The following is a 22809-nucleotide window of genomic DNA, read 5'->3' on the forward strand; positions in this document are numbered from 1 at the left end:
AGAGCTTATGCCGCTGACTGGCGAGGCTGGACTCGATATCTCGAAGGCTTTGTCGGCCAGAAATCTGGGACATCGCAATGCCAATGAACTGATCCCAGCGTGAAGCAGAACGGAGCTTTTGCCCTACATGATGCTCACGGGCCGTTCGCTCGAAATCATGTCTGGACAAGGGCTGGAGCAACTGATGAAACGCGGTGTTATGATGAGACAAAGCCTGAATCCTTTGTGAGTAGAGTGTTTGGTCGCACTCTCATTTTACTCACTCGGATTCAGGCTTTTTCATTTACTGCTATTTATGGGACAGCAGTGCTATTGGGGCCGGTTTTTTTTCGCCTGCTAATTGCGACTAATCTTGCTCTGAGTCATTCTCTGTTCAGGGAGGGGCTTATAAGTTATAGCCAGTTGAATATTGCCGCGTATGACGGCCTTATGGAGAGGAATAAACGATGATGAAAACAATAACAGCCGCAGCTGCGGTTCTGTCTCTGTCTTTTGTGGCGCAGGGCGTGTCAGCTCAAACCGGTGAGGAGATCGTTGCCAAGCACTGTAAAGCCTGCCATGACGCGGGTGTCGGCGGTGCACCCAAGCTCGATGACAAGGCGGCCTGGGAGCCCCGTTTGGCAAAGGGTACTGACGGTATGTTGTCTACGGTTCTCTCCGGTAAGGGGGCAATGCCGCCGAAAGGTACCTGTATGAGCTGCTCCGAGGATGAGCTGAAGGCGGCGATTGAGGTATTAACTGCGGGGGTACGCTAGGTTTTCAGGTTGTCAGGGGAGTATGTAGATTGCTCCCTTTCCCGGCAGAGAAAGTGATGTATGCCTGCTATGCTGGAGGAGAGCAGTAACTCATAATAAAAGGAGCTCGTCCTTGGCTAATTCATTTACAGCGCTTCCTCTTGCCAGGCTCGAAAGTGTCCCCCACCTGCTACGGCCTGAGCATCAACAGTCACCGCCAGATCTTTATTCACCCGCTGTGCTGGTAATGACAGACTTTCTGACCACATCCCCGGTGAGTATTGAGCAGTCCTGTCAGGTCGATCACGCACTCGCATTCATGAAACGCCAACAGGTTAGATTGCTCTTTGCTATCGATGAAAAATCCGCGCTTTGCGGCATCATCGCCGCAAGGGATTTAACCGGTGATGGTGTCATTCGCTGTATTCAACAAAGCGGTATCAGTCGAGATCAACTAACGGTGCGTGAGTTGATGCTTCCGGTACTGGATTCGCGTGTGATCGATTACGCGGATGTGGAGCGGGCTTGCATCGGTCAGGTGATGTCGACGCTGACCCAGGCTTCCAGTCAACATCTGCTGGTTGTCGATCAGGGGTTGGCGGGTGTTCAGCGAATTCGCGGTATTATCTCTGCCAGTAACATAAGCCGGACGTTGAATCAGGACTTCGCGGTTATCGCGGAGTCAGGTTCATTTGCGGGCCTGGAGTCCGCGCTACACAGCGGAAAGTCGGTTTCGCGAATGACATCAACACTTTGATCTTTGTGCGTTTTCCGGTAGTTTTCGGACAAGGAGTCGGGCATTTGAGCCCGACATGCGCTTTTTGCTTCTAGCCCCGGGAGAATAAGCATGGCAAACCCCTTGGAGAGCCAGGTGGAACGGTACGACGCACTGCTGTCAGCGTCGGCGGACATGGTGATTGTGTTAGTGGATGGACAGGTCGAGTACTGTCATCCGGGTGAATCAACCTGGTTGCATTCGGAGATGCTGAAAGGTGTGAGGCTGGATAAGCTTCTGCCTTCAGATCTGCTGACTCAGGTTCAAGCGACAATTGAGCGCGCCCAAGCGACACCTGGAAATGTCGAGTCGGTCGAGTACGTGTTTCGTCCAGAACATATGGTGACCTTGAAAGAGGCGGGTTTGCGTGAACCGATTTGGTTTGAAGCGCGCTTTGTCGCCACGAATGCTGGCGATGTGATCTGGAGTGCCCGGGATATAAATGAGCGCAAAAAGTTACAGCGGAAGGTCACCAATCAGGCCCAGCGGGATCCTTTAACGGGTGCTTACAACCGCCGCGCTTTAATGACGGTAATGGCGCAGACCGTGGCTCAGGCGCAGCGCTATGACTGGACCTGCAGTGTTTTACTCATCGATGTGGATGATTTCAGCAAGATCAACGACCAGCAGGGTTGGGATGCCGGTGATCAGCTACTGCAGCAGATCGTAACCGGTATTCATAAGCTGAAGCGTACCGCAGACTTTTTAGCGCGCTATGGCGATGATCAGTTGGTTCTATTTCTGCCGGAAACCAACCACGACCAAGGCATGGCCGCCGGTGAGCGCGTGCGGAATCTGGTCCAGGAGATGGAGATGCCCTATCCAACGGGCGATCTGCAATGCACGGTCAGTGTGGGTGTAGCTGGGCTTCAGGGGCTCGAGGATACGGCAGCGGATATGCTAAAGCGCGCTGAAGAGAATCTTTATGTGGCTCGCAGCAGTGGCGGTAATCGTGTTGAGGGTGAGTCTAGCTGAGTTTCTCTAACTGGCGCTCACGCTTCAGGTTCTGGTAAAGATCGCGGCTGAAGATCGCCAAGGCTATCCAAATCAGGATAAAACTGATCAGTGTATCCGTGTCCACCGTCTCATCGAGCAGGGTGATCGCCGTTACGAACTGGATCGAGGGTGTGAGGTAGTTGGCAAAGCCCAGAATTGATAACGGCAGCAGCCGGGCGGCAGATGCAAACGCCAGCAGCGGTACGGCGGTCAGTACGCCTGCGCCAATCAGGAGTAGAGGGTGGGTGGTAAAGTAGCCGCCCTCTGCGTTGCCAAGTTCAAACCAGCTGAATGTGGCCAGTGCCAGCGGCAGAACCAGTGCTGTTTCAACCAGTAAGCCCGGTAGCGGTTCCACATCAACCTGTTTGCGTGCCAGCCCGTACAAGCCGAATACGAACGGCAGTGCCAACGCGATCCAGGGGATTCCGCCTTCACAGTAGATGCGATAGCCGACGCCGACAGTGGCGGTTACCAGCGCTGCCAGCTGGTGTGGGCTGATTTTCTCTTTCAGAATCAAAACGCCAAGCATGACGCTTACCAGTGGCGTCAGGTAGTACCCCAGGCTTGCTTCCACAACCTGTGCCTGAGAGACCGCCCAGATATAAATGCCCCAGTTCAGACTAATCAAGATAGAGCTGATCAGCAGGCGCTTAAGCTTACTCGGTGCTTTTAATAGCTCAATACAGCTCTGGAGTTGTCCGCGCAGCAACAACACGCCAAAAACGAACAGCGCGCTCCAGATAATGCGGTGGGCCAAAACCTCAATGGCGGGCACAGACGCAAGCAGGTGGAAATAAAGCCCAAAACCGCCCCAAATGCTGTAGGCAACGAGCGCATGGGCCACGCCTTTGGCGGAAATGGGCATCGTGTCTCCGGAGTGAATGCTGTCCTTAGCTCACGGGCAGGCGTTGGATGTCTGGGTGCTTCTCAAGGGTGCTGATCAGCAGCGCCATCTGGTCATCAGTTCCCACTGTGATGCGCAGATAGTTCGCAATGTCGGGTCGGCTGAAGTGGCGCACCAAAATATTGTGGGTTCTCAGGTAGCCCATTAACTCGGCTGCTTCCAGATAGCGGTGACGCACGAACAGAAAGTTGGTACTTGATGGCAGGCAGATGAAGCCGAGCTCTGCCAGCTCCTGGGCGCTGTGGTCCCGAGTTGCCATGACTTGATCGCAGGTGGCACGAAAGTAGCTTTCATCTGCCAGCGCAGCGCAGCCCGCCTCAATTGCCAGCATATCCATCGGATAGGAGTTAAAGCTGTTTTTGACTCGCTCCAGACCATCGATCAGATCAGCGTGTCCCAGTGCATATCCTATGCGCAGCCCGGCGAGCGAGCGCGATTTGGAGAATGTCTGTACGACCAGCAGGTTGGGGTACTGCTCAACCAGGGTTGCTGCGCTGGCGGCGCCGAAGTCGACATAGGCTTCATCAACCAGCACGAGGCTGTTCTGATTGCGCTTGAGCAGCTTTTCAATGTCATCGATTCCCAGGGCAATACCGGTCGGTGCGTTGGGGTTCGCAAAGATAATGCCGCCGTTATCGGTGCTGTAATCATCCAGGCAGATTTGGAATTCATCATCCAGAGGGACTTTCCGATGTTCAATGCCATACAGGTTGGCATAGACATCGTAGAAACTGTATGTCGTCTCAGGCATCAGCAGGGGCTTGTTCTGGCGGAAAAATGCCATAAATGCCAGAGCCAGTACTTCGTCAGAGCCGTTGCCAATAAAAACCTGCGAGCGAGTGAGTCCAAAATGCGCTGCCAGGGCTGCTTTCAGAGGGGTCGCATCGGGGTCCGGGTAGAGTCGCAGTCGATCGTAGTCGAACGCTCGTAAGACTGCCGACACGCCCGGAGCAGGCGGGTAGGGGTTCTCGTTGGTGTTGAGCTTGGTGAGATTCGCGACACGCGGCTGCTCGCCCGGAGTATAGGGAACCAGCGACTGGATGGCGGGACTCCAGAATTTGCTCATGGTGTTCGTATGCCTGGCAATTACAAATGGAAACAAGCGCAGAAGAATATCAGATCCCCCCGCGCCATGCGAGATGGGGCTATAGTGGATACAGGCGCAGACGGAAAACAGGTCCTGTATTCCTGTCGTTGGACGCTGTTAGAATAACATGACTCTTGTCTCTGATAATGGACAATTAAGGTTGCCTCGATTCAAGCATAAGTATCTCGATGTAAGACGGTTTGCCAGCGAGCTGATTCTTGCGCTGCTTCTGTTTGTGGCTGTTTTTCTACTCGCCTCCGAGCTCAACCTCAGCGAGGCGCTGTACCTGTGGTCACAACAGGTGGATGTTTATCAGCTGGATGAGTTGATGCTCAGCGTTCTGGTGGTGGGGCCTCTGTACTTGGCTATCTTTGCGTATCGAAGATTGCGCGAGATCCGCCATCTCGTGGAGGAGGCCAATACCGACGCGTTGACCGGAATTCTCAATCGACGCCGGGCCATGGAGTTGCTCTCGCACGAGGTTCGCCGCGCACATCGCTATCGGCGGGAGCTGTCGATCATTCTGTTTGATATCGACCATTTTAAGGATATCAACGACATCTATGGACATCCGGTCGGTGATCAGGTTTTGCGCCTGTGTACACGGCTCGCTGCGGGGCGGATACGGGATCTGGACCTGTTGGCCCGTACCGGGGGCGAAGAGTTTATGGTGATCACCACGGAAACGCCGGGTTCAGGTGCCACTGAGCTTGCAGAGCGCCTGAGGTCTGCCATCGAGTCGGCCAGCTTTGGACTTGATCAGTGCGTCACGGCCAGTTTCGGTGTTTCTCAGTTACGTCCTGGGGAAAGCTTTGCCGCCTTGATGCAGCGAGCTGATGAGCGCTTGTACTGGGCGAAACGTCAGGGAAGAAATCGGGTAAAAGGGCCTGACCCGGAGGGTCAGTCGTCACCTTAAGCTTTCGGCTTACTGTATCGGGCGATCCAGGGCTCCGATATCCAGCATGGGAGCCGCATCAATCTGATCGGCGTTGAGTAGCCCGGATATATGCTGTAGGGAGGCCACAATCATCGATTGCTCCCAGTCCGGCAGGTGGTCAAATTGATCGATAAAGCGATCTTGAAGCGTCGTCGGAGCGGATTTAAGTAACTCAATGCCGGCCTGTGTCGGGCAGGCCAGTACTTTACGTTTGTCTGTCTGGCTTCTTTCCCTTCTGACCAATCCCTTTAATTCCAGTCGGTCAAGAATACTGGTTACGGTAGCCTGTGCCAGGTTCATCTTGCGTGCGAGCACACCGATGGTGATTGCACCTTCTGCGTCCAATGTCTGCATCGTCATAAGCTGGGGCATTGTCAGCCCGGTGATGCGGCTGAGCTGCTTATCGTGCATATCGGTAACGCGAATAATCTGGCGCAACAACACCAAGACGTCCTGACTTCTCGCCATATCTACCCAGTTCTTCTCAAAGGAATCTATTGGAATAGCGGGGTTTTTAGCCTGATTCATAGCACCTTGCAATAGAAAGCTGTCTCTAAAATTTAAATCCATTGTAACGCTAAGCAAATTAAATTGACAGGTTATCAGGGTGTAATGCGCCCAATGCCCCACAATAAGCGCGCTTCTGTGTTACACTATGCTTTCGAAAAGCGAACAAAAGTCGTGGTTGATTAACGCATCGCGATATGTTTTAGAATAAAAACCATCGAAACACTAAATATTCAGGATGCTATGAATACCAACAAGATGAAGATCAAGTTTCGTAAACCGGAGTCCCGTGACGGCGCGGCGGTGTACAACCTGATCAAACGCTGCCCCCCGCTCGATACGAACTCCATGTATTGCAACCTTCTGCAGTGTGGCGATTTCGCCGACACGTCGATTGCAGCGGTGGATGAGAAAGGCAAGATGGTCGGGTTCATCTCCGGCTACATCCCGCCAAATCGTCCCGATACGCTGTTTGTCTGGCAGGTTGCTGTTTGTAAGTCAGCGCGGGGTCAGAAGTTGGGTAACCGTATGCTGATGGCGTTGGTGGATCGTCTCTCCGATGAGGGCGTTCACTATGTTGAAACGACAATCACGCCTGATAACAAGGCGTCTCAGGCGATGTTTGCCCGTTTCTTTTCCGCGCTTAGCGCTCCCGTTGAAAAGAGCGTGAAGTTTGCGCGTGAGGACCACTTCGATGGCGCCCACGATGATGAAGTTTTGTATCGCGCAGGCCCGTTCAAACTGGCCGTTGCGATGGCGTCTTGAAGCACGAAATTAACTCAAGCAGGAGTTTATAATGAGTATTTTTGAGCAGGTTGAATCAGAAGTTCGTTCCTATAGCCGTTCGTTCCCTGTCGTGTTCAACCAGGCCCGCGGGGCTGAGCTCACTACCGAGGAAGGCCGCACCTACATCGATTTTCTGGCCGGTGCCGGTACCCTCAACTATGGACACAACAACCCGGAGCTGAAAGAAGCGCTGGTCGAGTACATCAGCTCTGACGGGATCACCCATGGACTGGATATGCAGTCCAGCGCCAAAGCGCGTTTCCTGGAAACCTTCCACGAGTACATTTTAAAGCCTCGTGAAATGGAAGATTTCAAGGTGATGTTTACCGGCCCTACCGGCACCAACGCTGTTGAGGCCGCGCTGAAGCTGGCCCGTAAAGTAAAAGGACGCAGCACAATCGCTGCCTTTACGAACGGTTTTCATGGCTGTAGCGCCGGTGCGCTCGCCGCGACCGGTAACCAGCATCACCGCGGTGGTATGGGAACCTCACTGAACGATGTGTTCCGCCTGCCGTTTGACGGCTACCTCGGTGAAGGTGTTGACACTACGGAGTATTTTGAAAAGCTGCTGAACGATCCGAGCAGCGGTCTGGACCACCCGGCGGCAGTGGTTGTCGAAACGGTTCAGGGTGAGGGTGGCCTCAACGCAGCCAGCGCTGAATGGCTGCGCAATCTTGAAGCGGTATGTCGTCGCCATGACATGCTGTTGATCGTTGATGATATTCAGGCGGGCTGCGGCCGGACAGGTAGCTTCTTCAGCTTTGAGGAAGCGGGAATTCGTCCGGATATCGTGACGTTGTCCAAGTCACTCAGTGCCTATGGTCTGCCGTTTGCGGTGGTGACCTACCGTAAGGACCTGGATATTTGGTCGCCCGGTGAGCATAACGGTACGTTCCGGGGTAATAACCTGGCGTTTGTCACGGCTGCGAAGGCGTTTGAACTGTTCTGGAAAGATAACAGCTTCGCCGAAGAGGTGCAGCATAAGGCGGCCCACCTGCGTGATGGTCTGGAGAAGATTATCCGTCATTACGGTCCGGCGACGCTGAAGCTCAAGGGCCGTGGCCTGATGAGCGGTATCGAATGTCCAGACGGCGATATGGCCGGTGCGGTCATCAAGGAAGCCTTCGAAAATGGCCTGGTGATTGAGACCAGTGGTGCACATGATCAGGTGGTCAAATGCCTGGTTCCTCTGACCATTACCATGGCACAGATCGATTTCGGTCTGAATGTACTGGATAAGGCTTTTGCCAACGCGACCGCTGAGCGCGAGCAGAAAGCCTCTTAAGCAACAGTTACAGAAGGACACGGATATGATCGTACGTACAATGGCCGAGTGCGCTGAAAATGGCCGCAAAATTTTCTCAGAAACAAATACATGGGATAGCACCCGTTTGTCTCTGAAAGATGATGGTATGGGGTTCTCGTTCCATATTACGAATATTTACCCCAATACCGAGACCCATATTTGGTACCAGAATCACCTTGAAACGGTTTACTGCATCAGCGGTTCCGGCGAGGTGGAAACGTTGGAGGATGGCAAGGTCTATAAGATCGAGCCGGGTACAGTTTACATTCTGGACAAAAATGATCGTCATTTGCTGCGTGGCGGCCCCGAAGGGATGCAGGTAGCCTGCGCCTTCAACCCGCCGCTGCACGGCAAGGAAGTTCATGATGAAAATGGGGTGTATCCCCTGGAAGCGGAGTCTGTCGATGCCTGAAGAAGAGACCACAGCAACTGCCCGTCATAGTGTCGAGAAGATTGGCGGAACGTCCATGAGCCGTTTCGCCGAGTTGATGGATACCATCCTGATCGGTGACCGGAGCGGTGAGGATCTCTACCAGCGCATATTCGTCGTATCCGCCTATGGCGGTATGACAAACCTCCTGCTGGAGCACAAAAAGAGTGGCGAGCCGGGCGTGTACGGCCGGTTCGCCAACGGTGAGCAGGAGCAAAGCTGGCACGAATCGTTGGACAAGGTCCGTGACGAGATGCTGGCGATGAACCGCTCGCTGTTCGGTGATAGCGCTGCCTGTAGAAAGGCCGATGCCTTTATCACTGAGCGCATCGAAGGTGCGCGCAGCTGCATGGAAAACCTGCAGCAGCTGTGCCGCTATGGTCACTTTCAGCTCACGGACCACCTGCTGCGTGTACGTGAGATGCTGGCGGCAATTGGTGAATCGCACAGTGCGTTTAATACCGTTTTGGCGTTGCAGGATGCCGGTGTCAACGCCCGTCTGGTGGATCTCAGCGGTTGGCACGAGCCGGAACCGCTGCCGTTCGAAGAGATGCTGCGTTCGCATCTGGACGGTATCGATCTGGCGACAGAGCTGCCGATCGTCACTGGTTACACGCATTGTCAGCAGGGGCTGATGCGCACGTTTGACCGTGGCTACAGCGAGATGACGTTCAGTAAGATCGCGACGCTGACTAATGCCCGTGAGGCGGTAATTCATAAGGAGTTCCACCTGAGCACGGCGGACCCCAGTATCGTTGGTCTGGACAACATCGTGACCATTGGTCGTACCAACTATGATGTGGCCGATCAGCTGTCCAACCTGGGTATGGAGGCGATTCATCCCAAAGCGGCGAAAGGACTGCGTGAGAAGGGGATCGAGCTGCGTATTAAAAACGCATTCGAGCCGGATCACTCCGGTACTCTGATCAGCCAGGACTATTGCAGCGCAGAACCCTGTGTCGAGATCATTGCAGGCCGTAAGGGTGTATTTGCGGTGGAAGTGTTCGACCAGGATATGCTGGGCGATATCGGCTACGAGATTGAGCTTCTCCAGCTACTGCGTGAGCTGAAGGTTTACGTGATCAGCCGTGACTCCGATGCAAACAGTCAAACGTACTATCTGTCCGGGACCCGTAAGATCATTAACCGGGCTGTGCGTTTGATCGGTGAGAAGTATGCCGGCGCTGAGGTTCAGCTACACCGGGTAGCGATTGTTTCGGCCATCGGTTCTGATATGAAGGTACCGGGTATTCTGGCCCGCACGGTATCCGCTCTGTCCGGTGCTGACATCAGTGTACAGGCGCTCCATCAGTCTGTTCGCCAGGTGGAGATGCAGGCGATAGTCCGTGAAGAGGACTACGAAAAAGCCGTACGCGCCATGCATCACGCCTTGATTGAGCGTGAGGAGCACGGTGACGTGATCTGCGCGGCGTAACCTGCGCGGACTACACGCACCTGAAACAGATCGGCCCGGCGATTTGCATCGTCGGGCCGATTGCCGTTCAGTACCGGATCTTAGATCCGCTCGTCATACACATCGCTAAGCTGACGTGCTAACGCGCGTTCTTCCATCAGGTCTTCAATCTGACGGCGGCGTTTGCCGTTGTAACGCAGGCGGGTTTCCGCGACTTCGTTATCATCGGCGAGCTGCTCGCTCCAATCATCCAGGTCGTCCAAGGACTGATCGACACGAATTTTAGTGCCCATCGGCAGTAATCTCACACTTGAGTTGACTCTCTTCCGCTGGCTTGGCCATACGGAATCTCTCCGAGCGGGGTGTCCCCCTCTTAAGCGCGAATATAGGGCAAGAATTCTCGTCGCAGAAAATTAATTTTTACTATGGTTTTTTAAAAAAAAGCCGGGTTGAAGCTATCATTGAAAAGGGGCTGCAAGCCTATTTACAACCCCTTGTTTCTTTTGATTATTTTTCAAATACATAGGTGCCGGGCGCAGGACACAGAGGCGCGTATCCCTGTTCCGTGTTGCCCATGGCTGGCGGTGATTGGCGACCGCTCGAGTGCTGCTCAAGCCAGTCACTCCAGGGTTCCCACCAGGAGCCTGTCTGTTTGCTGTAGCGGTTTAGCCATTCGTCGGCAGAGATATACTTATCATCCGGCTTGTTTTCGGCGATTCGATAAGCGCGGCGAGGATGGCCGGGTTCGCTGACAATACCTGCATTGTGTCCGCCGCTGGTTAAAATAAACGTCAGGTCGGTGTTGACCAGCCCGTGCAGTTTATAAACCGAGCGCCAGGGGGCGACATGGTCTTTCTCCGTGGCAACGGAGAAGATCGGAACACGGATGTCGCGTAACGAAACCGGGCGGTCGTCAACGATGAAACGGCCGCTGGCCAGGTCGTTACGCAGGAACATGCTGCGCAGGTACTGTGTGTGCATTTTGTAGGGCATGCGAGTGGAATCGCTGTTCCAGGCCATCAGATCGTTCATATGTGGACGTTCCCCGAGCAGGTATTCGCTGACCAGACGGGACCAGAGCAGGTCGTAGGAACGCAGCAGTGTGAATGCACCGGCCATCTGGCTGGTATCCAGATAACCGCGATCCCACATCACATCTTCCATGTAACTGAGCTGGCTCTCGTCGATGAACAGCATCAGCTCGCCCGCTTCGGTAAAGTCGGTCTGCGCGGTAAACAGCGACAGGCTCTTGAGACGGTTATCCTCGTCTCGGGCCATGGCCGCTGCCGTTGTCGCGAGAAGGGTGCCGCCCAGGCAGTAGCCGGCAGCATGGACCTTTTGGTCGGGGACGATCGCGTTGATCGCCTTGAGGGCATCCCGGACACCGCGATTGATATAATCCTTCATGGCCAGGTCGCGATCATCGGCATCCGGGTTGTGCCATGAGATCATGAATACGGTGTGGCCTTTATCCACCAGGTACTTGACCATGGAATTATGCTCGGACAGGTCGAGAATGTAATACTTCATGATCCAGGCTGGAATAATCAGGACCGGCTCTGCATGAACTTCCTGGGTTGTCGGTGCGTATTGAATGAGCTCGATCAGCCGGTTGCGATAGACAACCTCGCCCTTGGTTACGGCCAGGTTTTTGCCGACGCAGTGTTCCTCACAATGACGCTCGCTACCCAGCATCTGTGCCTGAACATCCTCCATCAGGTTGCTCAGCCCTTTGAATACACTCTCGCCGTTGGTTTCGATGGCCCGGTTGATAATCTTCGGATTGGTCAGAGGAAAGTTGGTTGGTGAAAGCATATCCAGCCACTGGCGAGCGGCGAACGAGACCACGTTCTCATGGTGTTTGGCCACGCCCGGGATACCGGTGGTTGCATAGTGCCACCACTGCTCGTGCATCAGGAAGCCTTCGGCAATCACATTGTATGGAAAAGTCTGCCAGGCCGGATCATTAAAGCGTCGGTCCTGCTCCAGCGGCTGTATCAGGGGCGGAGTTTCGGGGTCGATGGCGGCACGGATACTCCAGACCAGATAGGCCTGCTGCTTGCGGGTCAGGTTTTCCAGCAGCTCGTTCATCTTGCCCGGCGAGTGGCCCACATGTATCAGCCAGTCCGCATAGGCAAGCGCGAGCGATGCCGGCGAAATGCCCTGCGTAAATCGCCCCTCGAAAGCGTGCATCACCCGGTCGATGCTGTTTTTGAGCTCAGTGAAGTTGGGTTGCGTCATGCAGCTTGTCTCCTTGCGGTTTTTGCGCCTGCGGCAATCAAATGCAACGTATAAAGTCAGACGCCTGAGAAAAACCGATTGTCTCTCGAAACAGTTGACTGAATCATTAAGACTAGCGCAGCAAGTGAGTTTCGTCAGCCTGTACCCATGAGAGAATCCGGTAATTGATCCAGGGCACGGTAAAAAGGCCGGGTGTGTGATCTGTGTCTTTTGCTGCACCTGCGAAAGATTTACACTGGGGCTGTAAGCTGATCCCTTGCTGGCGGCTTGCTCGAATTTAATACTGGCTGTGCACTGCCGGGCTACACTGGATGGCAGTGTGTCAACGCGGATGGGGCTTGTCTGTGTCTACCCGATATCTTAAACGGTTTTTCAAACCTCGTTCCATTGCGGTTTTCGGCGCGTCAGAGCGAGAAGACAGCATGGGGGGGATTGTTCTGCGTAACCTGCTTGAGAGCGGTTACGAGGGCAGCCTGATGGCCGTCAATTCCAAAGGGTATGAGTCGGTCAACGGGGTGTCCTGTTATGCCGGTGTCGCAGAGCTGCCCGAGATGCCGGATCTTGCAATCATCTGCTCCCCTCCGGAGGCTGTGGCCGGGATTGTGCGTAAGCTGGGAGCCAACATGGTCAAAGCGGCGATGATTCTGACCGGCGGCCTGTCGCTCCATCAGAGCAGCCATGCACGCACCTTGAGAGAGGATGTGCGAGAAGCTGCACGCCCCTATGGTATTCGGATTCTGGGCCCCGATTGTATGGGTATGCTGGTTCCGGGATCGAAAATGAACGCCAGTTACTCCCATGTCAACATACTCAAAGGCAAGGTGGCCTATGTGGGGCAGTCGGGACTGCTGGGAACAGCCATGATCGATTGGGCTAACGGCCAGGAGATCGGTTTTTCCCATTTCCTCACACTGGGGGATGGCGTCGACGTGGATCTACCCTCGATTGTCGATTATCTGGCACGAGACCCCTGGACCCACGCCATTTTGCTGCAGATGGATCGCGTTATTGGTGATGCGCGGTCATTTGTTTCGGCGATCCGGGCGGCGTCCCGAAATAAACTGGTCCTGGTTCTGAAGTCCAATATTGTCAATGATCCGACAGCACCGGTGAGTCATGCCCCCGGATTGCCCAATCCCGATATGGTGTATGACGCGGCATTACGCAGAGCCGGTGTGGTACGTGTCGATACAGCTGATGAGCTGTTTAACGCATTGGAGACACTCTCACGGATGAAACCGATGCGGGGTGAGCGGCTTGCGCTGGTCAGCAACGGCATGGGCCCCAACGCACTGGCCATGGACCGTTTGTTGAAGCAGGGCGGCCAGATGGCGCGCCTCTCTGAAGAGACCGAAGCGTTGCTGGCGGAGATACTGCCTCCCGAGGCACGGGTCACGAATCCTGTCGATTTGAACGCCGATGCCACACCACAACGCTTTGCTGAAGCGACCCGCGTTTTAACGAAAGATCCGAATGTGGATGCGGTACTGGTCATCCACGCGCCCACGCGACTCGCGCCGAGCGTAGAAACGGCGACAGAGGTCATCGACATTGCCCGCAAAACACCGCGCAATGTCCTGACCTGCTGGATGGGCCGATATTCAGCGATTGCTGCAAGGAATGCCTGTAATGCGGCAGGCATTACTACATTTCTGACGCCGGAAGAGGCGATCAACGCCTTCATGCACATGGTGGATTATCACCGTAACCAGCGTGTGATGCGACAGACCCCTGCACCCTATCAGCAGCATAACCGCCCGAATCGCGACAGGGCGCGGGAATTGCTCCAGCTGATCAAGGAGGAGGGGAGGCACTGCCTGCGTCATGCGGAAGCCACCATGCTCCTCAACCTGTACGAGATTCCCACCGCCAACACCTACTACGCAAACGATATTCCCGAAGTGGTTGAATGTGCACGGCAGATGGGTGGTTCTGTCGCTGTCAAGGCGTTGCACGCATCCAATAGTATGCCGTTCAGTTACGATGATAGCGGCCATCAGCGTTGGCATGACCTGGCGCTGGATCTCTACTCGATCAATGAAGTTCGGCATGCGACGACTAAGCTCGCCTACCGGGTCAGTGAGCGTTTTAGCTCAGAGGAACTCTATGGTTTCGCTGTCCAGCAGATGAAGCGAGGCTTTCAGTCACTTCAGATCAACGTGGGCGTTACACGTGATCCGGTGTTTGGGCCATTGCTGATATTCGGTGTGGGAGGGTATACGGTAGATGTGCTGGCGGACCGCCATATTATGCTGCCCCCGCTTAATCTTGCCCTGGCCCGAGAGATGGTTAAATCATCGCGGGTATATCGCATTATTGCCGAGAACAGTTATCAGATTGAGCGAGATGTAGATCATCTCAGCGGGATGTTACTGCGGCTGTCCGAGATGCTCGTTGATCTGCCGGAGCTGGAAGCTCTGGAGATCAATCCGTTGTTGCTGAATAAACGCGGCCTGCTGGCCGTTGATTGTTCGGTTTCGGTGGCAGAGCCGGCGCGTCTGGCAATCAGTCCCTATCCTGAACATCTGACCGAGCAGATTACGCTCAAGCGCTCAGGGCGACCCGCCACGTTGCGGGCGATCCGTGGCGAGGATGAGCCTGCCCATCTTGAGTTCTATAACAAGCTCAGTCCCGAATCGATCCGCCTGCGTTACTTCTACAGTCGTGGCATCCCGACACATGATGAGTTGGCCAACTGGACACAGATCGATTATGACCGGGAGATGGCGTTTATCGTTTCGGCCCCCCGTCTGGATGGGCAGGGGCAGGAAACGCTGGGGGTAGTTCGAGCTGTCACTGACGCTGATAATGTACGCGCTGAATTTGCCGTTGTAATCCGCGATGACCTCCAGGGTGAAGGGCTGGGGATTATTTTAATGCAGAAAACTATCGATTACTGCCGCTCCCGCGGTACTCTCGAACTGTCCGGCTCGACCCTGGCGACTAACAAGGGGATGCAGGCGCTGGCACGCAAACTGGGCTTCCGGATCAGTTATAACGCCGAAGAGGAGGTGATCGAGATGCGGATGCAGCTCAATGAGCCCACCGAAGACTGGCAGATCTACCGCTTGCAGCAGTAACCCTCGATTCGTATAGTGCGCCTGATCGATCAGTCAGGAAATACTCTGGATCATGGCGCTAAACCCTGTAAAACCTTCCGCTTTTGCCCTTTCTGTACCGGTAATGTTCGGGTACGTACCCTTGGGTATGGCGTTTGGCGTGCTATTTTCTGATTTGGGATATCACTGGCTCTGGGCGTTTGCGATGGCGTTGTTTATCTTTGCCGGCGCAGCTCAGTTTCTGGCCGTGGGCCTGATTGCCAATCAGGCGGGCTTGTTTGAGGTATTCGTTGCGATATTCCTGCTCAATGCGCGCCACCTGGTCTACGGACTTTCGCTGATCTCTCATCTTGGCCTCAAAGGCTGGCGTCGCTGGTATCTGATCTTTGCGTTGACTGATGAAACGTATTCCCTGCTGACGGCATTGGATCGGCGTGAAGGAGTCCTGTCCGGAGATGTTTTAGACAGTCTGCGGGTCAAGATCGCCGCATTGAATCAAGGATACTGGGTGTTGGGTTGCACATTGGGAGCCTGGCTTGGCAGCCGTCTTGATCTGCCGACTCAAGGTGCCGAGTTTGCCTTGCCAGCGCTGTTCATGGTGCTGACGCTGGAGCAGTATCGGGTTATCAAAAAGCCCCTGATTTTTCTGTTAGCGTTGCTGGTAGCGGCGATAGCACTGCTGATCAGCCGGGATCAGATGTTGTTGATCGCGGTTTTAATGGCGGTATCGCTGCTTTTGATGGCCAAAGGAGGCGAGGAATGGAGCCGACTGCGTATCTTTTAGCGTTTATTGCACTAGCGACACTGGCAACGTTTCTTACCCGCGCTATTCCGTTTATGTTGCTGTCAAAGCACGCAAACCACGAGTGGCTTCAGTTTCTCGGGCGTTACCTGCCGCCGGTATTGATGGTTTTGTTGTTGGTTTACGCGTTGAAAGAGCCGCTCAGTACCGGGCATGGGTTACCGCAGTCGCTGTTGGCGCTGGCACTGGTCACCGTTTTGCATCTCAGTCTGCGTAATGCGCTGGTGAGTATTATCGGCGGAACACTGCTGTATATGACGATGGTACAGCAGTGGATGCCAATCACCTGAACCCTTCTGTTCAGGGCATCTCGGGGCAGTACATCTCGTGCAGCGTGTGAATGATACGCTTGGCGGTATCGCCCTGCAGTGAGTAGTAGATGGTCTGGGATTCCCGTCGCGTTTTGACTAGTCCATCCTTTCTCAGCACCGCTAAATGCTGGGATAGAGCGCTTTGGCTCAAGTCCAGGCAGCGGTTTAGCTCTGATACCGACAGCTCTCTGCCATCCAGATGGCAGAGAATCAGAAGCCGGCTATCATTGGCGAGCGCCTTCATCAGCTTGGCGGCGCTGGAAGCATTGGCTTTCATTAGCTCAAGTGTGGAGTTTTCACTCACGCTGGCGCTATCGGCAGACGGGGTTTTCGGGTTCGGTTTGTTCACGATTACAACACTCCGGCGCTCGAGTAGCGGCCTGATATTCTTTTTTGGACTAACATCTTATAACGCTTACGCGATTTTATCCTATTCCCGGTCCTTCGCTCAAACAGTATATCAGAGATTGAAATATTAGTTATAACTAATACAATGATAGGGAATTCAGTTCGGCTCTAAGGGGACCACCTTGAAAATACTGCGTGATTCACTGTCGGAACTTTCCACCCGGTATCCGCGCTCGGTCTTTGGTATCGTCATCCTGCTCTGCCTGCTGGCGGCTTTCCAGATACCGTCAATCAAAGTGGATACCGATCCAGAGAACATGCTTCCCCATGATCAGACGGACCGTGTGTTTCATGATCAGGTCAAAGAGCGGTTTTCGCTTTACGATATGATCGTCGTAGGCATGGTCAATCATGATAGCCCGCAGGGGATCTACAATCCGCAGTCACTGGCGGCGCTGTCCAAGCTTTCCGAGGCGATCAGCGGGTTTGACGGCGTCATCTCCCAAGACCAGCTTGCACTGGATCGGGTAGACAATATTACCCAGGAAGGCCCGGGCAGTATCCGCTTTGAATGGTTGATGCGCGAAGCGCCGAGTACATTGGAGCAGGCACAAGAGATCCGCGAAGCGGTAGAGCGGCTGCCCTTACTCGATAACACGCTGGTCTCCGGTGATGGACGAGCCACTGCGATCTATGTACCGATTGAGAAAAAATCCCTCAGTTACGGTATTTCCCAGCAGATTGAACAGACCATCGCTACGCTCGATGTGGATGATGAATTTCACATTGCCGGGCTGCCGGTGTCAGAAGATACCTTCGGGGTGGAGATGTTCAAGCAGATGGCGATCTCCGCACCCCTGGCCGGACTGATGATCTTTATCCTGATGTGGGTGTTTTTCCGCAGTCTGCTGTTGATCACGGCACCGATGCTGGTAGCGCTGGCGTCGGTTATTATCACTATGGGATTGCTGATCGGGCAGGGCTTTACTGTACATATTATGAGCTCGATGATTCCAATCTTTCTAATGCCGATCGCCGTGGTTGATTCGGTGCACATACTCTCCGAGTTTGCGGATCGTTACCGGCCGGGTGACAACGCACGTCCTGCGGTCAAAGCGGTGCTCGGTCACCTGTTTACCCCCATGCTTTATACGTCGCTGACATCAGCGGTAGGCTTTGCATCCCTTGCGTTCACACCGATCCCGCCGGTACAGATCTTCGGTTTGCATGTGGCGTTCGGGATCATGCTGGCCTTTTTACTCACCGTGACCCTGGTGCCCGCGTATATTGTCAGTCTCTCGCCCAAGCGCATGGCGCAGCTGAAAGACCATAATATTGAGCAGGAGGACAACAGCCGTTTGGGACGGCTGCTATCGGCGACTGGGCGTTTCTCAATAAGCAGGGCTCGCGGGCTGGTGGTTGTGTTTGCGCTTGTCAGCATAGGCAGTGTCTGGGGTCTGAGCCTTATTCAGATCAACGATAACCCGGTGCGCTGGTTTAAATCGGATCACCGTTTGCGGGTGGCTGATCGGGTGCTTAACGACCACTTCTCCGGGACCTATAATGCCTATCTCGTGTTCGAGCGTGAGCAGGCGGATAACCCGGTTGTACTGTTGAACGAGAACCTTCGCGCAGTCACCGAAAATAAGGCACCGGCGCTGGCGGATCTGGTAGACGAGATGCTGAATGACCAGGCAGAGGATCTGGATCAGTACGCCAGTAACCTGGCCGGACGGTTTGATGAAGCAAGTTTCAATCGACCGGTAGAGGAGGAGTCGTTCTGGCTCTCATTGCTCAAGGAGACGGAGCGCGCCCAGATCGATGCCAAGTATTTCCTTAATCCCGAGGCGCTGAAGTACCTCGATAATATGGCTGATCACCTCACCGGTCTCGATCAGGTGGGTAAAGTGAACAGCCTGCCGGTGCTGGTGAAAACGGTTTACCGTGAACTGACCGGTGGCGCCGATGAACAGTTCCGGTTGCCGGAGTCGGCCCGCGGGGTTTCCCAGACGCTGCTCAGTTATCAATCGTCGCATCGCCCCGATGACCTATGGCATTTTGTAACGCCGGACTATCGGTCCAGCCTGCTCTGGTTGCAGCTTAAAAGCGGTGATAACCAGGAGATGAGCGCTGTCGTTAATGCTGTGAAGGCCTACATTGATGACAACCCCCTGCCAGAGGGCGTGACTGCCGATTGGGCCGGTTTGACCTACATCAATGTGGTGTGGCAGGAGCAGATGGTCAACGGCATGTTAAAGAGCTTGATCAGTGCGTTCGTGATGGTTCTGGTCATGATGGTGCTACTGTTCCGCTCAGTTCGGATAGGCTTACTGGCCATGCTGCCACTGACAGTGACGATCCTGTTTATTTATGGGTTGATCGGTGTGATCGGCAAGGACTACGACATGCCGATCGCGGTGCTGTCCGCTCTGACACTGGGATTGTCGGTGGATTTTGCGATCCATTTTCTGGAACGGGCCCGCGCGATCTATCGGGAGACCGGAGACTGGCGCGGGGCGGTTGACGAAATCTATAAAGGGCCATCGCGGGCGATCAGTCGCAATGCAGTGGTCATTGCTATCGGTTTTACTCCACTGCTGCTGGCACCGCTGGTGCCGTATATCACTGTGGGCTTTTTCCTGGCCGCGATCATGGCCGTATCCGCTGTGGTTACCATCGTCCTGTTGCCGGCGGTGATCACGTTGATTAAAGGCAAGGATTCGCTGTTTGGTGCTAAACGGGAGGGGTCATCATGACTCAATGGTTGAAATCAGGAGCGGCCGCGCTGCTCACCACGCTAATGATCCAGACGACCGCCGCGCAAACGCTGACCGATGTGAACACCATTGTCGATCAGGCGAACCTGGCGGCCTACTATCAGGGCAATGATGGCCGCAGCGAAGTGCGGATGCTGATCACCGACGGTCAGGGACGTGAACAGCTGCGCCAGTTTACGATCCTGCGCCTGGATGAGTCTGATGGCGGTGATCAGTACTTTTACGTGGCATTCAGCCGTCCCGCCGATGTGCGCAATACCGTTTTTATGGTTCACAAACATGTGGCGCGGGATGATGACCGCTGGCTCTATCTGCCGGGGCTGGATCTGGTTAAACGGATATCGGCCGGTGATAAACGGACCAGCTTTGTCGGTTCTCACTTCTTCTACGAAGATGTGTCCGGTCGTAACCCGGCTGAGGATACGTTTGAGCTGATGGAAACAACCGAGACGCACTACCATCTGAAAGCGACCCCTAAAGATCCCGCCAGTGTCGAGTTTGATCACTACCTGCTCTGGATTGACCAGCAAACCATGCTTCCGACACGGATCGATTATGTGGACGGCAACGGCGAAAACTACCGTCGGGTTGAAGCGTTGGAGGTGGAAGATGTTCAGGGCTTCCCTACCGTGATCAAAAGCCGTGTCTCCGATCTGCGCTCTGGTGGCGAAACCACCATGCAGTTTGGTTTTATGAAGTACAACATCGGTTTGGAGGCCGATGTGTTCAGCGAACGTTCGCTGCGTAACCCGCCGCGCGAGTGGCTGCGGAGGCCCGAATGAAGCCTTTGATAGCCGTGGTTGCGTTGGGGGTTGTCGGTGGGGCTCACGCAGCATCATCCGGTGATGATCTGTGGGGCGATGACAGTTGGGGCGAGCCGGAGACGGGGCCGCAGTTACATGGCTTTTTTGAGAGCGCCTTGGGGACGCGCTTGCAGGATGACTCGGCGATCAGCGATGACCTAACGCTTGGCGAGGCTCGTATGCGCCTGGAGTGGGCAGAAACGCTGGAGCACTTTCACTATAGTCTGAAGGGTGACCTGTACGCGGATGGCGTAGAGGAGGGCGTGCGCGCCGATATTCGTGAAGCCAGCATCCAGTTTACGCCGGTTGAGGCGATTGACGTGCAGGCAGGTCAGCAGGTGCTGACCTGGGGGACCGGCGATATGCTGTTCCTGAATGATCTCTTTCCCAAGGACTGGAAATCATTCTTTGCCGGGCGGGATGAAACCTATCTAAAGGCGCCGGCCCCCAGTATCAAAGTCAGCTATTACGGGGAAACGGCGAACCTGGATCTGGTCTGGATGCCCTTGTTTACACCGGACCGCTATATCGATGGTGAGCGCTTCGCCTATTTTTCACCGCTGGCTGGGGAGTCGGTAGCGGCTCCCAAGGGCAAGCTCGACGCGGATGAACCAAACGATCTGCCCGGCGACGGTGAGCTGGCGCTGCGCTTGTTTGGCCGTGCGGGTAGCGCTGAATGGGCTGTGTATGGTTACCATGGCTTTTGGAAGCAGCCGATGGGCGTGAACGCCATCGGGGAGCCGGTCTTTCCTGATCTGGATGTGCTCGGTGCCAGTTTTCGAGCCCCCGTGGCCGGAGGTATCGCCAACAGCGAGATCGCCTGGTATGAGGGCGAGGATTCATCCGGCGACGACCCCAGAGTCCCGAATGACCAGCTGCGCGCACTGGTGGGGTATGACCATGAGTTGATACCGCGGTTGAACGGGGCTGTTCAGTATTATGTTGAATGGACCCAGGATTATGACGCGTTAAAGCGCAGTGATGATCCACGTTATCGGCCGGAGGAGTGGCGTCAGGTGGTTACCTTGCGCCTTACCTGGAAACTGATGCGCGATAATCTGACGCTCTCCTGGTTCAACTACTGGTCACCCAGTGATGAGGATTACTATCTGCGGCCCTCGGTCAGCTACCGGATGGATGATAACTGGACGCTGACCAGCGGGGCGAACCTGTTTGGAGGAGATCAACCGCACACCTTCTTTGGCCAGTTTGAGGACAGCTCAAACCTCTGGGGGCGCATTCGCTACAGTTTTTAGGCGGCCCGTCCTCTCTGCCGGCGCGGGTCTGGCCCATCGGTCATGACCCGGTTACGGCCGGCACCCTTGGCGCGGTAAAGCGCTGTGTCGGCACGCTTGATCACCTGCGCGGGCTTTTCTTCCGACTCGCGCCAGGCGACACCAATACTGATGTTTACGGTGACTTGGGTCTGCCCCGTCTGGCCGCCGCGCGACTCCCTGCCCACTTTGTCGTTGCGAGGGCGCTGCGGTGCGCGCACCTGCATCGGATAGTTGGCGACGCGCTCCCGAACTCGATCCAGCGCGTTGACCACCTCCTCTTCGCGTCTGCCCGAGAACACAATCGTGAACTCTTCTCCACCATAGCGGTACAGAGTGCCGCCGGCTTCAACCCGGCGTAACTGGGTTGCTACCATGCGCAGCACCTGATCACCGACATCATGACCATAAGTATCATTAAACTTCTTGAAGTGATCTATATCGAGCATGGCGATGGCATAGTGCCGCCCAAGGCCAGCAAGGCGATGTTCGAGCGCCCGGCGCGCGGGCACTCCGGTTAATCCGTCGATAAAGGCCATGGCATAGATATGTTGTGTCACGGCAACCAGCACCGATGTCGGTATCAATATGAAAAACAGAGTGCTCAGGGCCGGGTCCCGCAGGTAGGCGACGCCCAGTGCAAAGCTTAGCAATGAGCCGAGCAGGGCAACCTCGTCACCGGTTCGTCGAAAGAGAGTCAGCACCAGACCCAGTAAGATCAGCCCCAGACAGACCCAGGCCGCCAGCTTATTAAGCAGCAGTTCCCCATGGACCATATCCAGTAACAGCGGCGGGAACTGGACCAGCAGCTTTACCAATTCCCCGGGGTGATAGTGCCAGGCAGCGCCGATGATCAGGTAGGGCAGTAACGCGGATGCAAGTTTGAAAATGCCTCGTCGGCTCAGGAGAGATGTATCCTGCTGGATAACCACCCAGGCTTGCATCAGCGGAGCGATCAGAGAAGTCAGGATGAACACGACGTAGCTATCCGGCGCATTGAGATTGTCTGTCTGCGCAGCCTGGATCAGCATTACGGCTGCAACCAGATGAGCGGCTACCAGCGTCAAGCGGCCGCGCTTAAAGGCGCCGGCAAAAAACACGGCCAGCAGCCCCAGAAACAGCGGTAGGTTGTCCAGTAAGGCCACCAGCGCAGGTTCCAGCGAGCGCGCCAGCGGGGCCAGTGCCCAGGGCACAGCCAGCAAAAGCAGCGGAAAAAGCAGGCGCGCAAGTGTGATCACAACGGTTGTCGTCCCCGATAGCTAACGGGGAGATGCTACCACGAACCTATGCGTTCTACACCGGCACGCCAGCGTCTGTG

Annotated in this window: 22 protein-coding genes; 14 read left to right on the plus strand and 8 right to left on the minus strand. The window is 55.0% G+C overall.

The features are described from left to right. Positions 1 to 211: DUF4372 domain-containing protein (locus G403_RS24910; protein WP_156899663.1), on the minus strand; the 211-nt coding region annotated here is incomplete at its 3' end. A gap of 235 nt (positions 212 to 446) precedes the next feature. Here G403_RS24910 and G403_RS22665 point away from each other — a divergent pair. The 3 genes from G403_RS22665 (at position 447) to G403_RS0108340 (ending at position 2484) form a co-directional block, all read left to right on the plus strand. Further along, positions 447 to 755 carry a c-type cytochrome gene (locus tag G403_RS22665; protein WP_211232662.1) on the plus strand — a complete coding sequence of 103 codons (309 nt, stop codon included), beginning with the start codon at positions 447 to 449 and terminating at the stop codon, positions 753 to 755. 112 nt (positions 756 to 867) lie between these two features. Then, positions 868 to 1491: a CBS domain-containing protein gene (locus G403_RS22670; protein WP_156899664.1), complete on the plus strand. Its 624-nt coding sequence runs from the start codon at positions 868 to 870 to the stop codon at positions 1489 to 1491. Between the two features lie 90 nt (positions 1492 to 1581). Next, positions 1582 to 2484, plus strand: a complete 903-nt coding sequence (locus tag G403_RS0108340; protein WP_027853582.1) for a GGDEF domain-containing protein — start codon at positions 1582 to 1584, stop codon at positions 2482 to 2484. Here the strand turns inward: G403_RS0108340 and rarD are convergent. Continuing rightward, entirely contained in the window at positions 2477 to 3370 is an 894-nt protein-coding gene (rarD, locus tag G403_RS0108345; RefSeq protein ID WP_027853583.1) for an EamA family transporter RarD, read from the minus strand. The genes G403_RS0108340 and rarD overlap by 8 nt on opposite strands. A gap of 25 nt (positions 3371 to 3395) precedes the next feature. Further along, positions 3396 to 4475, minus strand: a complete 1080-nt coding sequence (hisC, locus tag G403_RS0108350) for a histidinol-phosphate transaminase (RefSeq protein WP_027853584.1) — start codon at positions 4473 to 4475, stop codon at positions 3396 to 3398. Between the two features lie 181 nt (positions 4476 to 4656). Here hisC and G403_RS22675 point away from each other — a divergent pair, with 181 nt between their 5' ends. Next, positions 4657 to 5412 (plus strand): GGDEF domain-containing protein, encoded by a 756-nt coding sequence (locus G403_RS22675; protein ID WP_051298742.1) that lies wholly within the window; start codon positions 4657 to 4659, stop codon positions 5410 to 5412. A gap of 9 nt (positions 5413 to 5421) precedes the next feature. On the opposite strand, the gene G403_RS0108360 is transcribed toward G403_RS22675, so the two are convergent. Beyond that, positions 5422 to 5901 (minus strand): MarR family winged helix-turn-helix transcriptional regulator, encoded by a 480-nt coding sequence (locus G403_RS0108360; RefSeq protein ID WP_027853585.1) that lies wholly within the window; start codon positions 5899 to 5901, stop codon positions 5422 to 5424. A 282-nt stretch (positions 5902 to 6183) separates the two neighbouring features. Here G403_RS0108360 and ectA point away from each other — a divergent pair, with 282 nt between their 5' ends. From ectA to G403_RS0108380, 4 genes are read left to right on the plus strand one after another with little or no spacing between them, the layout of a single operon-like run. Further along, on the plus strand, positions 6184 to 6705 hold the full coding sequence (gene ectA / locus G403_RS0108365) for a diaminobutyrate acetyltransferase (protein ID WP_027853586.1): 522 nt from the start codon (positions 6184 to 6186) through the stop codon (positions 6703 to 6705). A 31-nt stretch (positions 6706 to 6736) separates the two neighbouring features. Beyond that, the gene (gene ectB, locus G403_RS0108370; protein ID WP_027853587.1) at positions 6737 to 8011 is read left to right on the plus strand and encodes a diaminobutyrate--2-oxoglutarate transaminase; all 1275 of its coding nucleotides are present in this window, start codon (positions 6737 to 6739) and stop codon (positions 8009 to 8011) included. Between the two features lie 25 nt (positions 8012 to 8036). Next, entirely contained in the window at positions 8037 to 8444 is a 408-nt protein-coding gene (locus G403_RS0108375; protein ID WP_027853588.1) for an ectoine synthase, read from the plus strand. Then, on the plus strand, positions 8437 to 9897 hold the full coding sequence (locus G403_RS0108380) for an aspartate kinase (RefSeq protein ID WP_036233096.1): 1461 nt from the start codon (positions 8437 to 8439) through the stop codon (positions 9895 to 9897). Before G403_RS0108375 ends, G403_RS0108380 begins: the two co-directional genes overlap by 8 nt. 80 nt (positions 9898 to 9977) lie before the next feature. Here the strand turns inward: G403_RS0108380 and G403_RS0108385 are convergent, their stop codons facing one another. Continuing rightward, a complete protein-coding gene (locus tag G403_RS0108385; protein ID WP_027853590.1) occupies positions 9978 to 10169 on the minus strand; it encodes a PA3496 family putative envelope integrity protein in 192 nt (63 codons plus the stop codon). Positions 10170 to 10383: 214 nt separating this feature from the next. Continuing rightward, positions 10384 to 12117, minus strand: a complete 1734-nt coding sequence (locus tag G403_RS0108390) for a PHA/PHB synthase family protein (RefSeq protein WP_027853591.1) — start codon at positions 12115 to 12117, stop codon at positions 10384 to 10386. Between the two features lie 344 nt (positions 12118 to 12461). Here G403_RS0108390 and G403_RS0108395 point away from each other — a divergent pair, with 344 nt between their 5' ends. Genes G403_RS0108395 through G403_RS0108405 form a run of 3 tightly spaced genes read left to right on the plus strand, consistent with a single transcriptional unit; the run spans position 12462 to position 16268 of the window. After that, entirely contained in the window at positions 12462 to 15197 is a 2736-nt protein-coding gene (locus G403_RS0108395; protein WP_027853592.1) for a bifunctional acetate--CoA ligase family protein/GNAT family N-acetyltransferase, read from the plus strand. Between the two features lie 52 nt (positions 15198 to 15249). Continuing rightward, positions 15250 to 15960 (plus strand): AzlC family ABC transporter permease, encoded by a 711-nt coding sequence (locus G403_RS22680; protein ID WP_036233099.1) that lies wholly within the window; start codon positions 15250 to 15252, stop codon positions 15958 to 15960. Next, positions 15936 to 16268, plus strand: coding sequence for a branched-chain amino acid transporter permease (locus G403_RS0108405; RefSeq protein WP_027853593.1), 333 nt, complete (start codon positions 15936 to 15938; stop codon positions 16266 to 16268). The genes G403_RS22680 and G403_RS0108405 overlap by 25 nt, the downstream gene beginning before the upstream one ends. Before the next feature lie 10 nt (positions 16269 to 16278). On the opposite strand, the gene G403_RS0108410 is transcribed toward G403_RS0108405, so the two are convergent. After that, a complete protein-coding gene (locus G403_RS0108410; RefSeq protein ID WP_036233147.1) occupies positions 16279 to 16566 on the minus strand; it encodes an ArsR/SmtB family transcription factor in 288 nt (95 codons plus the stop codon). A gap of 253 nt (positions 16567 to 16819) precedes the next feature. On the opposite strand from G403_RS0108410, the gene G403_RS0108415 reads away from it, so the two are divergent. Genes G403_RS0108415 through G403_RS0108425 form a run of 3 tightly spaced genes read left to right on the plus strand, consistent with a single transcriptional unit; the run spans position 16820 to position 21473 of the window. Further along, positions 16820 to 19393 (plus strand): efflux RND transporter permease subunit, encoded by a 2574-nt coding sequence (locus G403_RS0108415; protein WP_245578222.1) that lies wholly within the window; start codon positions 16820 to 16822, stop codon positions 19391 to 19393. After that, entirely contained in the window at positions 19390 to 20196 is an 807-nt protein-coding gene (locus tag G403_RS0108420; RefSeq protein ID WP_036233107.1) for an outer membrane lipoprotein-sorting protein, read from the plus strand. Before G403_RS0108415 ends, G403_RS0108420 begins: the two co-directional genes overlap by 4 nt. After that, entirely contained in the window at positions 20193 to 21473 is a 1281-nt protein-coding gene (locus tag G403_RS0108425; RefSeq protein WP_027853597.1) for a hypothetical protein, read from the plus strand. Before G403_RS0108420 ends, G403_RS0108425 begins: the two co-directional genes overlap by 4 nt. Here the strand turns inward: G403_RS0108425 and G403_RS24445 are convergent. Further along, positions 21470 to 22729 (minus strand): GGDEF domain-containing protein, encoded by a 1260-nt coding sequence (locus G403_RS24445; protein ID WP_051298744.1) that lies wholly within the window; start codon positions 22727 to 22729, stop codon positions 21470 to 21472. The two genes, G403_RS0108425 and G403_RS24445, sit on opposite strands and share 4 nt — an antisense overlap. Between the last annotated feature and the right edge of the window lie 80 nt (positions 22730 to 22809).

Origin of the sequence: Marinobacterium litorale DSM 23545 (assembly GCF_000428985.1) — a bacterium.
Lineage (GTDB): Bacteria > Pseudomonadota > Gammaproteobacteria > Pseudomonadales > Balneatricaceae > Marinobacterium_D > Marinobacterium_D litorale.

Excerpts from the sequence above, each read along its gene's own strand:
- G403_RS22665 (WP_211232662.1), top strand. The coding sequence starts at position 447 with ATGATGAAAACAATAACAGCCGCAGCTGCGGTTCTGTCTCTGTCTTTT.
- G403_RS0108340 (WP_027853582.1), top strand. The coding sequence starts at position 1,582 with ATGGCAAACCCCTTGGAGAGCCAGGTGGAACGGTACGACGCACTGCTG.
- rarD (WP_027853583.1), bottom strand. The coding sequence starts at position 3,370 with ATGCCCATTTCCGCCAAAGGCGTGGCCCATGCGCTCGTTGCCTACAGC.
- hisC (WP_027853584.1), bottom strand. The coding sequence starts at position 4,475 with ATGAGCAAATTCTGGAGTCCCGCCATCCAGTCGCTGGTTCCCTATACT.
- G403_RS0108360 (WP_027853585.1), bottom strand. The coding sequence starts at position 5,901 with ATGGCGAGAAGTCAGGACGTCTTGGTGTTGTTGCGCCAGATTATTCGC.
- ectA (WP_027853586.1), top strand. The coding sequence starts at position 6,184 with ATGAATACCAACAAGATGAAGATCAAGTTTCGTAAACCGGAGTCCCGT.
- ectB (WP_027853587.1), top strand. The coding sequence starts at position 6,737 with ATGAGTATTTTTGAGCAGGTTGAATCAGAAGTTCGTTCCTATAGCCGT.
- G403_RS0108375 (WP_027853588.1), top strand. The coding sequence starts at position 8,037 with ATGATCGTACGTACAATGGCCGAGTGCGCTGAAAATGGCCGCAAAATT.
- G403_RS0108380 (WP_036233096.1), top strand. The coding sequence starts at position 8,437 with ATGCCTGAAGAAGAGACCACAGCAACTGCCCGTCATAGTGTCGAGAAG.
- G403_RS0108385 (WP_027853590.1), bottom strand. The coding sequence starts at position 10,169 with ATGGGCACTAAAATTCGTGTCGATCAGTCCTTGGACGACCTGGATGAT.
- G403_RS0108390 (WP_027853591.1), bottom strand. The coding sequence starts at position 12,117 with ATGACGCAACCCAACTTCACTGAGCTCAAAAACAGCATCGACCGGGTG.
- G403_RS22680 (WP_036233099.1), top strand. The coding sequence starts at position 15,250 with ATGGCGCTAAACCCTGTAAAACCTTCCGCTTTTGCCCTTTCTGTACCG.
- G403_RS0108405 (WP_027853593.1), top strand. The coding sequence starts at position 15,936 with ATGGAGCCGACTGCGTATCTTTTAGCGTTTATTGCACTAGCGACACTG.
- G403_RS0108410 (WP_036233147.1), bottom strand. The coding sequence starts at position 16,566 with ATGAAAGCCAATGCTTCCAGCGCCGCCAAGCTGATGAAGGCGCTCGCC.
- G403_RS0108420 (WP_036233107.1), top strand. The coding sequence starts at position 19,390 with ATGACTCAATGGTTGAAATCAGGAGCGGCCGCGCTGCTCACCACGCTA.
- G403_RS0108425 (WP_027853597.1), top strand. The coding sequence starts at position 20,193 with ATGAAGCCTTTGATAGCCGTGGTTGCGTTGGGGGTTGTCGGTGGGGCT.